This window comes from Frankia sp. Hr75.2, assembly GCF_949319125.1.
Taxonomy (GTDB): Bacteria; Actinomycetota; Actinomycetes; order Frankiales; family Frankiaceae; genus Parafrankia; species Parafrankia soli.
In genome coordinates this window covers 124,904-133,403 of sequence record NZ_CASGGV010000011.1, presented here as the reverse complement: position 1 = coordinate 133,403, position 8,500 = coordinate 124,904, and the positions used below count along the sequence as shown (strand labels likewise).

Annotated in this window: 6 protein-coding genes; 3 read left to right on the top strand and 3 right to left on the bottom strand. The window is 74.4% G+C overall.

The annotated features are described in order from the left end of the window. The first annotated feature begins 398 nt into the window (after positions 1-398). From AC559T_RS01435 to AC559T_RS01425, 3 genes are all read left to right on the top strand, one after another. Positions 399-998: a DUF4245 domain-containing protein gene (locus tag AC559T_RS01435; protein WP_498867459.1), complete on the top strand. Its 600-nt coding sequence runs from the start codon at positions 399-401 to the stop codon at positions 996-998. Positions 999-1,489: 491 nt separating this feature from the next. Continuing rightward, positions 1,490-2,530 (top strand): class II fructose-bisphosphatase, encoded by a 1,041-nt coding sequence (gene glpX, locus AC559T_RS01430; protein WP_112105104.1) that lies wholly within the window; start codon positions 1,490-1,492, stop codon positions 2,528-2,530. Positions 2,531-2,539: 9 nt separating this feature from the next. After that, positions 2,540-3,292, top strand: coding sequence for a sterol desaturase family protein (locus tag AC559T_RS01425; protein WP_112105105.1), 753 nt, complete (start codon positions 2,540-2,542; stop codon positions 3,290-3,292). Positions 3,293-3,367: 75 nt separating this feature from the next. Here the strand turns inward: AC559T_RS01425 and AC559T_RS01420 are convergent, their stop codons facing one another. The 3 genes from AC559T_RS01420 to AC559T_RS01410 are packed head-to-tail and all read right to left on the bottom strand — an operon-like array spanning position 3,368 to position 7,257. After that, positions 3,368-4,618, bottom strand: coding sequence for a glycosyltransferase family 4 protein (locus AC559T_RS01420; protein ID WP_498867458.1), 1,251 nt, complete (start codon positions 4,616-4,618; stop codon positions 3,368-3,370). A gap of 36 nt (positions 4,619-4,654) precedes the next feature. Continuing rightward, positions 4,655-6,517, bottom strand: a complete 1,863-nt coding sequence (locus AC559T_RS01415) for a hypothetical protein (RefSeq protein WP_498867457.1) — start codon at positions 6,515-6,517, stop codon at positions 4,655-4,657. Further along, complete coding sequence (locus tag AC559T_RS01410; protein ID WP_498867456.1) at positions 6,514-7,257, bottom strand: polysaccharide deacetylase family protein; 744 nt, start codon at positions 7,255-7,257, stop codon at positions 6,514-6,516. Before AC559T_RS01410 ends, AC559T_RS01415 begins: the two co-directional genes overlap by 4 nt. Positions 7,258-8,500 lie beyond the last annotated feature (1,243 nt).

The window sequence follows — 8,500 nt, the reverse complement described above, 5'->3', positions numbered from 1 at the left end:
TTGGGAGCTGGGTGGGGCGGAGGGCGGGAGCGGCTTCGGGGTGGGCGGGGTAGCGGGACTCTGGTGGGGGGGTGTGTCGGTGGTGGGGGTTGAGCACGTTCAGGGGGGCCAGGTGTGCGGTGGGTGGCACACATTCGGTGGGGCCGGGCGGGACGCCAGGGCTTCGGGGGGCCGTAGGGTCGGGTTCCGCGGTTCCGCGGTTCCGCGGTTCAGAGGTTCTGCGGTTCCGCGGGTGTCCAGCGGGTGTTCGTCAGGTGATGGCCGCCGGATCCGAACGCCGTCGGGCCCGGACGTCCAGTGCGGACATGGAGTCACGGACGTCCCCTGTGGGCGTCCCATGCGGACGTCGAGTACGGACGTCGTCGGATCAGGGCGGCGTCGGATCGGAAGATGAGGGCGTGGCGCGTCAACGCGGTCAGGAAACAGTCCGGGACATGGTGCTCTCCCTCGCCGTGGTGCTGGCGGGAGTGGCGGTGTTCTACGTCTTCGTGATGCCGCACGGGGGTGAGGATCCCGAGGTGAAGGTCGTGGACACGGAGTCCACGCTGGTGCCGTACGCGCGCCAGGCGCCCTACCCGGCCTCGGCGCCCCAGGACCTGCCCGACTTCTTCAAGCCGACGTCGATCCGGATGAAGCTGCCCTCCGGTGGGACCAGCGACGGAGACACCACTCAGATCACGATCGGGTACGTCATCGACCGGCCGGGCGACCGGACCTACACCCGGTTCATCCAGAGCAACGCCCCGGACGCGGTCCAGGCGATTCTCGGTGACCGACCCACCACCGGGGCCGTGAGCGTCGCCGGTGAGGAGTGGGACGAGCGACGCGACAGCGACGGGCATCTGGCGATCACGCGCGTGGCCGAGGGTGTGACGACGATTGTCGACGACGGTGGCGGCCCCGGGGCAGCCGACCGGGCCGACCTCGAGACGCTCGCCGCCGCCGTCCGGCCGCTCGACACCGGAGCGTCAGCCGCGGTCGCCAGCCCCGCCGCCTGATCAGCAGCAGGACCAGGGCGGCACCAGCAGGACGGCACCAGCAGGACCAGAAAGGGGATTGGCGGCGTTTGCGACGCCAGGCGAGCCGCTGCGGGCCCCGCCGATGTCGCGATCGCGAGCCGGCTCGGGGTGGGCTCCCGGCGCGGCCGTCCCGTGGGCGGGATGCACTGGCCTGGAACGGCTCCGGGCGCTGGGACGGCTCGGGTACAGAAACGACTTCGGGTGGCCGTCACGCCCCCTCCGCGTGACGGCCACCCGTATCGACCTGTATGACGCGGTTCCTCCGGGGAAGGTTGCGCGCCCGTCCAAAGAATTTTCCGGGCTTCCGCCCGGTCGTCGGCGACGCGGCCTCCGCAGCCAGCCGCCGGCCTCATCACGGACCGGAAACAGGCTGGTCGCAGGGCTGGTCGTGGCGGTAGCGGCCCGGTCGCGGGCTGGTACTTCGGCGGCTACCGGCGGCGCGTGACGCCGTGTCGAACTACGCTCCTCCCGTGGCTGCCGAGACCCCTTCCGTGCCCGAGTCGTCCGTGCCCGAGTCCCTCGCCGTCCAGGGCCAGGCGCCTGACAGGAACCTCGCTCTCGAGCTGGTCCGGGTGACCGAGGCCGCGGCGCTCGCCGCCGCCCGCTGGGTCGGGCGTGGTGACAAGAACGGTGCTGACCAGGCGGCCGTGGACGCGATGCGCCGGCTCGTCGGGACGGTGTCGATGCGGGGCGTCGTCGTGATCGGCGAGGGGGAGAAGGACGAGGCCCCCATGCTGTTCAACGGCGAGGAGGTCGGCTCCGGCGAGGGCCCCGAGTGCGACGTCGCGGTCGACCCGGTGGACGGGACGACGCTGACGTCCAAGGGAATGAACAACGCGGTGTCGGTGATGGCGGTCAGCGAGCGTGGCTCGATGTACGACGCCAGCGCCTGTTTCTACATGGAGAAGCTGGTCACCGGGCCGGAAGCGGCGAGCGTCGTCGACATCGACGCCTCGGTGGAGGACAACGTCCGCGCGGTGGCGAAGGCCAAGGGCATTCTGCCGCGGGATGTCACGGTCGTGGTGCTGGACCGCCCTCGGCACGCCGAGCTGGTGGAGAACATCCGCAAGGCCGGGGCGCGCGTCAAGCTGATCTCCGATGGTGACGTCGCCGGCGCGGTCATGGCGGCCTCGGCGGACACCGGGGTGGACATGCTGCTCGGCATCGGCGGAACACCCGAGGGGATCATCGCCGCGTGCGCGGTGACCTGCATCGGCGGCGTCATCCAGGGCCGGCTCTGGCCGCGGGACGACGCCGAACGGGCGAGGGTCCTGGACGCCGGGCACGACCCGGGCCGGGTCCTGCACACCCGGGACCTGGTGAACAGCGAGGACATCTTCTTCGTCGCCACCGGCATCACGGACGGCGAACTGCTCGCCGGGGTGCGGTACCGGCCGGGCGGTGCCAACACGTCGTCGCTGGTCATGCGCTCGCGTTCGGGCACGATCCGGCGGGTCGACAGCCAGCACCAGCTGACCAAGCTCCAGGCCTACTCGACCGTCCCGTTCTGAGTCCGGCCGATGCCCACTCTCGTCCGAGGAGCCAGGACCCGGCGGCGGCTGACGGCTCCGATCGGACGGGCGGTGGCGCGGCTGGACCGGCCCGGCCCGCATGGCAGCGCGGCCGAGATCCGGACGCTTCCGCAGGCGCTGCGGCGGTTTGTCGCCCACCCGCGCCCGCCGGTGCTCCTCGGGTGTGTGGGCGCGGTCGGCGTGGTGCGGGCCGTGCGTGGTCCGCTGCGGCGCCGGGACGTCGTCACGGCCGCGGCCTGCCTCGCCGCGCAGCCGTTCGTCGAGTGGGCGGTGCACCGCGGCCTGCTGCACGCCCGGCCGGGCGGCCGGCTCGGGTCGGTCGGCTACCAGCTCGCCGGCTACGGGCACGAGCAGCATCACCGTGATCCGACGAACCTGGACACGATGTTCCTGCGGCCCCGGGAGGTGACGGCAGGCGGGGCGCTCGCCGTCGGCCTCGCGGCGCTGGGCCCGCCGGCTGTCGGCACCGCGGCGGTGTGCGCCGGGCTGGGCGCACTGGCCTACGACTGGACGCATTTCCTCGTGCACACGGCCGTCCGCCCGTCGAACCGGTTCTACCGGCGGGTCTGGCGCGGGCACCGGCTGCACCACTATCGCAACGAGCGGTACTGGCTGGGTGTGACGAGCCCGGTCGCGGACATGGTGCTGGGCACCTCGCCCGCCCGTGACGACGTGCCTGTCTCGCCGACGGCCCGCGGTGCCGCCCGGCGCGCCGCCCCCGGCCTGCCTACCGGCGCCTGACCGGCTCCTCGTGAGCCGGCGCCGTGACCGGGCCGCTCCGCGCCAGCCCGGCGGCGGCTTCGCGGAACCGCCCGGCTACGACCTGCGTCCAGCAGTGGTGTGATGCACCTCATAGTGTGCGGTGTCGTGGCCGGCTGACCGGTGCCTCCGCGCGCGAGCCTGCCCGGCGAGGCTGATCAGCAGGCCGCCCAGCGCGTCCGCCTGCGCGTCCAGCGTGTGGTGGGCGACGACGCTCGCCCGCGCGCGGGCGCCGAGCAGCTCGGCCAGCGTCTGGTCGTCGAGCACCCGGGCGAGCTTCGCGCTGAGGTCGGCCATGTCGTCCTGGCGGGCGATCAGGCCGGTCGCTCCGTCGGTCACGATCTCCGGGATGCCCGCGGTCGGGAACGCCACCACCGGCCGCCCGCACGCCTGCGCCTCCAGCACGTTCAGCGGCAGCCCCTCCAGACTCGACGCGAGGACCAGGACATCGGTGGCGCGCAGCAGGTCGCCGATGTCCGAGCGCGGCCCCAGGAACAGCACCCGGTCACCGAGCAGTTCGGCGCCGAGCCGGCGCAGCGACTCCCCGGACGCCGGGTCGAGGCTGGGCGCGCCCGCGACCGCCAGCCGCGTGGACTTCAGGTGGTCCGGCAGCGCGGCCACCGCACGGATCACCTTGTCGACGCCTTTGCGGGGGTCCAGGCGGGACATCGCGAGGACCAGCGGCGCTGCCGGGTCCGTCGACAGGCTGGCCCGCACGGCCGGGTCCGCCGGGCCGGGGCGCAGCGCGTCGGTGTCGACCCCGTTGCGGATCACCACCGCGCGTCGGGCGGCCCACCCCGGCAGCGACGCCGCGACCGCGCCGCTCACCGCCACGGACCGCGCGGCCCCCCGGACGGCCAGCCCGTGCAGCTGGCCGACCAGGTCCGGCTCGTTCTCCTCGTGCAGCAGCAGCAACGCGGGCCGCCGGCACAGCGCCGAGGCCCCGACGGCCTCCAGATGCGACCAGCGGCTGTTCGCCTGCAGGACGTCGACGCCGAACCGCCGGGCGAGCCGGGCTGTCCGGGCCGCCATGACCGCCGTCCGGCCGGATTCGCGCAGTACCAGCGCGGGGCTCGGGCGGCCGTCCGGGCGGCGCAACCTCCGGTCCGCCGGCACTGGCAGGACGGCGTGGTGCCGCCCGGACGCCCGCCAGGTCGCGCCCGTCGCGCTGTCCTCCGGGGCGGCGAGAATCTGCTCGATCCCGCGTCGCTCCAGCAGCGGGGCGAGCCTCAGCAGAAAGCGCTGGGCGCCCCACAGCCCCTCACCCTGCTCGACGATGAGGACCCGTGCGGCCGGCTGCTCCTCCACGCCACGGCAGGTTACGGAAAGTTGGCCATCGTGTCGCTACAGTGACCGAGATGGGTGACTGACTCCCGGCGCGAACCTGGCCATCCGGGCGCGTCTCCCGCCGCGGCCGGCCGCCTCGGGGCGGCGGTCGACGGCGGCCGGCGCGGTTCCGGCGGGCCGGGATTGCCCGGGGGCCTCGGCGGCTGGCCCGCCGGCGCGCTCGCGGCGCGCCGGCAGGCGGACCACAGGCGCCACGGCGACCACCCGGCCGAGCAGCAGCGCAAGCGCGGCCCCCTCGGCACCCCAGGCCGCCAGCATGATCGGGAGCGCGGCCACCAGAACGGCCAGCCCAGTCACCGTGGCCCCGCGCCGGATCACCGGCCGCGCGGCCGCCCGCACCCCGCTGGACGGCTGGGCGCCGGTCGGGCGGGCGCCGGTTGGCAGGGCGTCGATCGCGAGAGTGGCCAGGAGCAGGCGGAGCCCGGCTGTTCCCTGATCGGCGTACTCGTCGCCGAGCACGGCCAGCGGCAGCGGCGCGGCGACCAGCGCGACGGCCACGCACGGCAGCGTCGCGGCCCCACGGCCGCCGGCGAACCCGCCGACGGCCAGGATGGCGAGCACGGCCAGGGCGAAGGCGGCGCTCCCCGGGCCGACCTGGTGATCGAGGACGACCAGGGCCAGTCCGGCCGCCGCCGCCGACCAGAGCACCCGCGTCACAGGCTCCGGCGCGGCCGGCGCGGCCGGCTCGGCCGCGAGTGACGCGAGCGATCGCCGCGCCGCCTCATCCACCTGCGTCCTGCCGAACGGGGTCCTGCTGGGCGGAGCTGTGGGCAGTGCCGAGAACGGTGACCGCGGGGTCGGCGCCTGCGGCGACCTCGTCGGTGGTAGCGAGGGGCGCCGTGACCTGGGCGGTCGCTGGGGGCCCTGCGCCCACCGCTGCGCGCTGGGCCGGACCACTGATCCTCGCTCCGACGGTGACCCGACAGCGGGGAGCGAGTCGGGAGTGGGTGGCGAGCCGCGGGTCGGGAGCGATCCCGGAGCGGGTTGCGATCCGCGGGCTGGGAGCGATCCGAGGCCCGGGCGTGACCCGGGAGCCGGCGGCTCCCACTCCGGCGCGGGGACGGCTCGCGCCGTCGTCGTCGTCCGCCGGGGGGCGCCGAGCCGCCGGACGGGGCGCTGCCGCCCCGCCGGGGTGGCCACACGGGATGAGGCGAGGCCGGGGTCCGCGTCCGTCCGCCAGAGCAGCCATCCGCAGCGTGGACCGGCCGCCAGGGCGACCGGCGCCAGCCATGCGAGCAGGGCGACGTGCGCATGCCCCGCCCCGCCCCGCGCCGCGACGTCCGCGGCGAACACCAGCGCGCCCACCCGGACGGCGCCCAGCGCCACCCACGCCCCCGCGGCGACCAGCATCCCGGCCGCCGATGTGCGGCGGTTCGGTGAGTCCTGGGACGCGTTGAACCGCCACACATCGGGGCGTGCCGGCCAGAGGGCGACGCTGGCGGCCGCCAGCGGCAGGAGGATGAGGAAACCGGGGGTGGCGGCGAGGAAGGCCAGGCTTGGGATCAGCGATCCACCGGCCCAGGCCAGGGTGACCGCTCCGAGCGCGGCCAGGGCTCCGGCGCGCAGCCGGTGCCGCGCGCCGGGTCCGGGCGCGGCGGCGCGCGCGAGCGAGACGATGACCCGCAGACCCAGCACGACGGTGGCGTCCGCGGCGACGTCTACCGCCGGGACCCGGTGTGCCGCCCAGGCCCAGAAGGCGGCCGCGAGCAGCGCGGCCGTCACCGTGGTGACGGCCGCGGCTGCGGCGGTGGTCGTGCCGGTGGTCGTGCCGGTTGTGGCCGCGCCGGCGCTCGCGGGCCGGCCGCGTCCGCTCCGCCGTCCCGCGCCGCCTCGCGCGCCCGCCGACGAGGCCGTGGTCACAGCGGTGGGAGGGTGGGTTGGCCGGGCGCGGGGAGACGGGTCCCCTCGGCGATGTGCGGCGCGAACCGGGGGCGGTACGCGCCGGCCAGCCGCGCCGGCGCCCGGGCCGGGACCCGCGCCCCCAGCACCGACGGGACGAGCCTGATCCGCGGCCTGGCCGGGACCGTGCGCGGCAGCGTCCGGCCGATCCCGTCCAGCCAGGCGCGCACGCGGTGGTCGGCGAGACCGCCGTCCACGGTCAGCCTGGTAATGGCGAACGGGTCGTCACCCTGGTGGGACAGCGCCTGCCCGACGGCGCACGCGCCGCCGTATCCGGCCGCGATCACCAGCTGGCGCGCGGTCGGGTTCCAGCCTCCGCGGGGGTAGGCGAACGAGCGTGGCTCGTCGCCGGTGATCGCGGCCAGCCGCCGCCGGCTCAGCGTGATCTCCGCGGTGACGTCGGAGCGCTGCAGACCGTCGAGCCGGCGCCCGCTGTGCCCGGCCGCGCCGATCTCGACGCCCATCTCGTGCAGGCGGCGCACGTCCCCCTCACTGAGCATGCCGGGTGTCCCGAGCCGGGAGGTGGTGACGAAGACGGTGGCGGCGAGGCCTCGTTCGGCCAGCTCGCGGGCCGCGACGAAGGTCTCCGCGTGATCGCCGTCGAAGGTGATGACGATCGCGTCGGGTGGCGCGTCGGCCGAGCGCAGCGCCGCGCAGTAGTCCACGACGGTCATGAAGTGGCGACGGGATCTCTGGATCATGCGACGGTGGCGCGCGAAGACGGCGGGCGTCACCGTCGATCTCCGCGGCGCGTGGCCCGTGGGATCGGCGGCAACGTCGTAGCGCAGGATCGGGACCGGCCGCGGCTGGTTGGCCGCGCCGTTGCGACCGCGTGCCCGGCCGGCCGCCGCCGAACGAGCCGTGGCTCCGGTTCCTTCGTTGTTTTCCTTGCACGTCGCGGTGGTGGCGGATTTCGGGGAAGACACTTTTCGCCCCTCCAGCGGTCCCCGGGCCGCCCGCTTTGCTCGGGTCGGCTCATATCGCGGAATGTAACCGGTTGGCGTCCAGCGGAATCTAGCATGAGTGATTGCTGCCTGTAGTAGCGCCATTACGGCCAGGCGATGTGTATCAAGAGGTGAGCTGAAATCGAACGGTTAACGGCGCGTCATCGGTGAGTGGCCGCGCTTCCGTTCGGCACCTGCGGGCGACGGTGTTCCTGCGTCCTGCTGAAGAAATTTAGATCATCTGTATTCGAGAATTCCGAATACTGCGTTACATGCGGGTGCCCGGACGGCGACCTCGATGTCGCTGTCCCGCGTCGCGCCGGGTGCCGCCGTCCAGCGGTGCCGCCGGCATGGCGGGCGGTGGTCACGGCAACCGCTGACCGGGCGGCGACCGCCAGGGCGATCACTGCCGGAACAGCGGATGTCAGAACCCCGCCGTTAGGGCGGTCGTCACCACACCCGACACGGCAACCGACACATGACGGCCGCCATGGCCGTCACGGCCGTCAAGCGCCGGGATCGACCATGCCCCGTCGACGTCCTCCGGATGGACGTCGCTACGGCGGTGGCGCACCCGAACGACCGGTGCGGCGACGCACCCGGGTGAACCGTGGGCAGTCGCATTCGCCGCAGTCGCTGTCTGGTCGGTAATGTCGGTGCGAATCCCGCGTGTGGCCGCACCGGCACGCCCGCCACCAGGGGCGACGAGTGCGTCCCTGGTAATCCGGCGTGTTGGGCACGTCGTGACAGTACTGCACGGATCCGCCGGTCCGGATGTTGCGATGGTGACGTTCGGGTGCCCATCGGTGGGGGATCACCGCGCTGACCTCAGCAAAGCCCAGGCGTGCTAACCCGTGAACAATGCGGGTGAACGACGTGAATGGCGCCTTGGTGTGTCGGCCGGGCCCGGCCGACCCCCGTGAAGCGGTGATCGGTGTGATCCGCACGGTGGCGGGCGGGCCCTGGGTGCGGCACATTGCGGTGGCGGCGGGCGGCTGCC

Coding starts and splice junctions, on each gene's coding strand:
- AC559T_RS01410 (WP_498867456.1), bottom strand. CDS start 7,257: ATGATCCAGAGATCCCGTCGCCACTTCATGACCGTCGTGGACTACTGC.
- AC559T_RS01425 (WP_112105105.1), top strand. CDS start 2,540: ATGCCCACTCTCGTCCGAGGAGCCAGGACCCGGCGGCGGCTGACGGCT.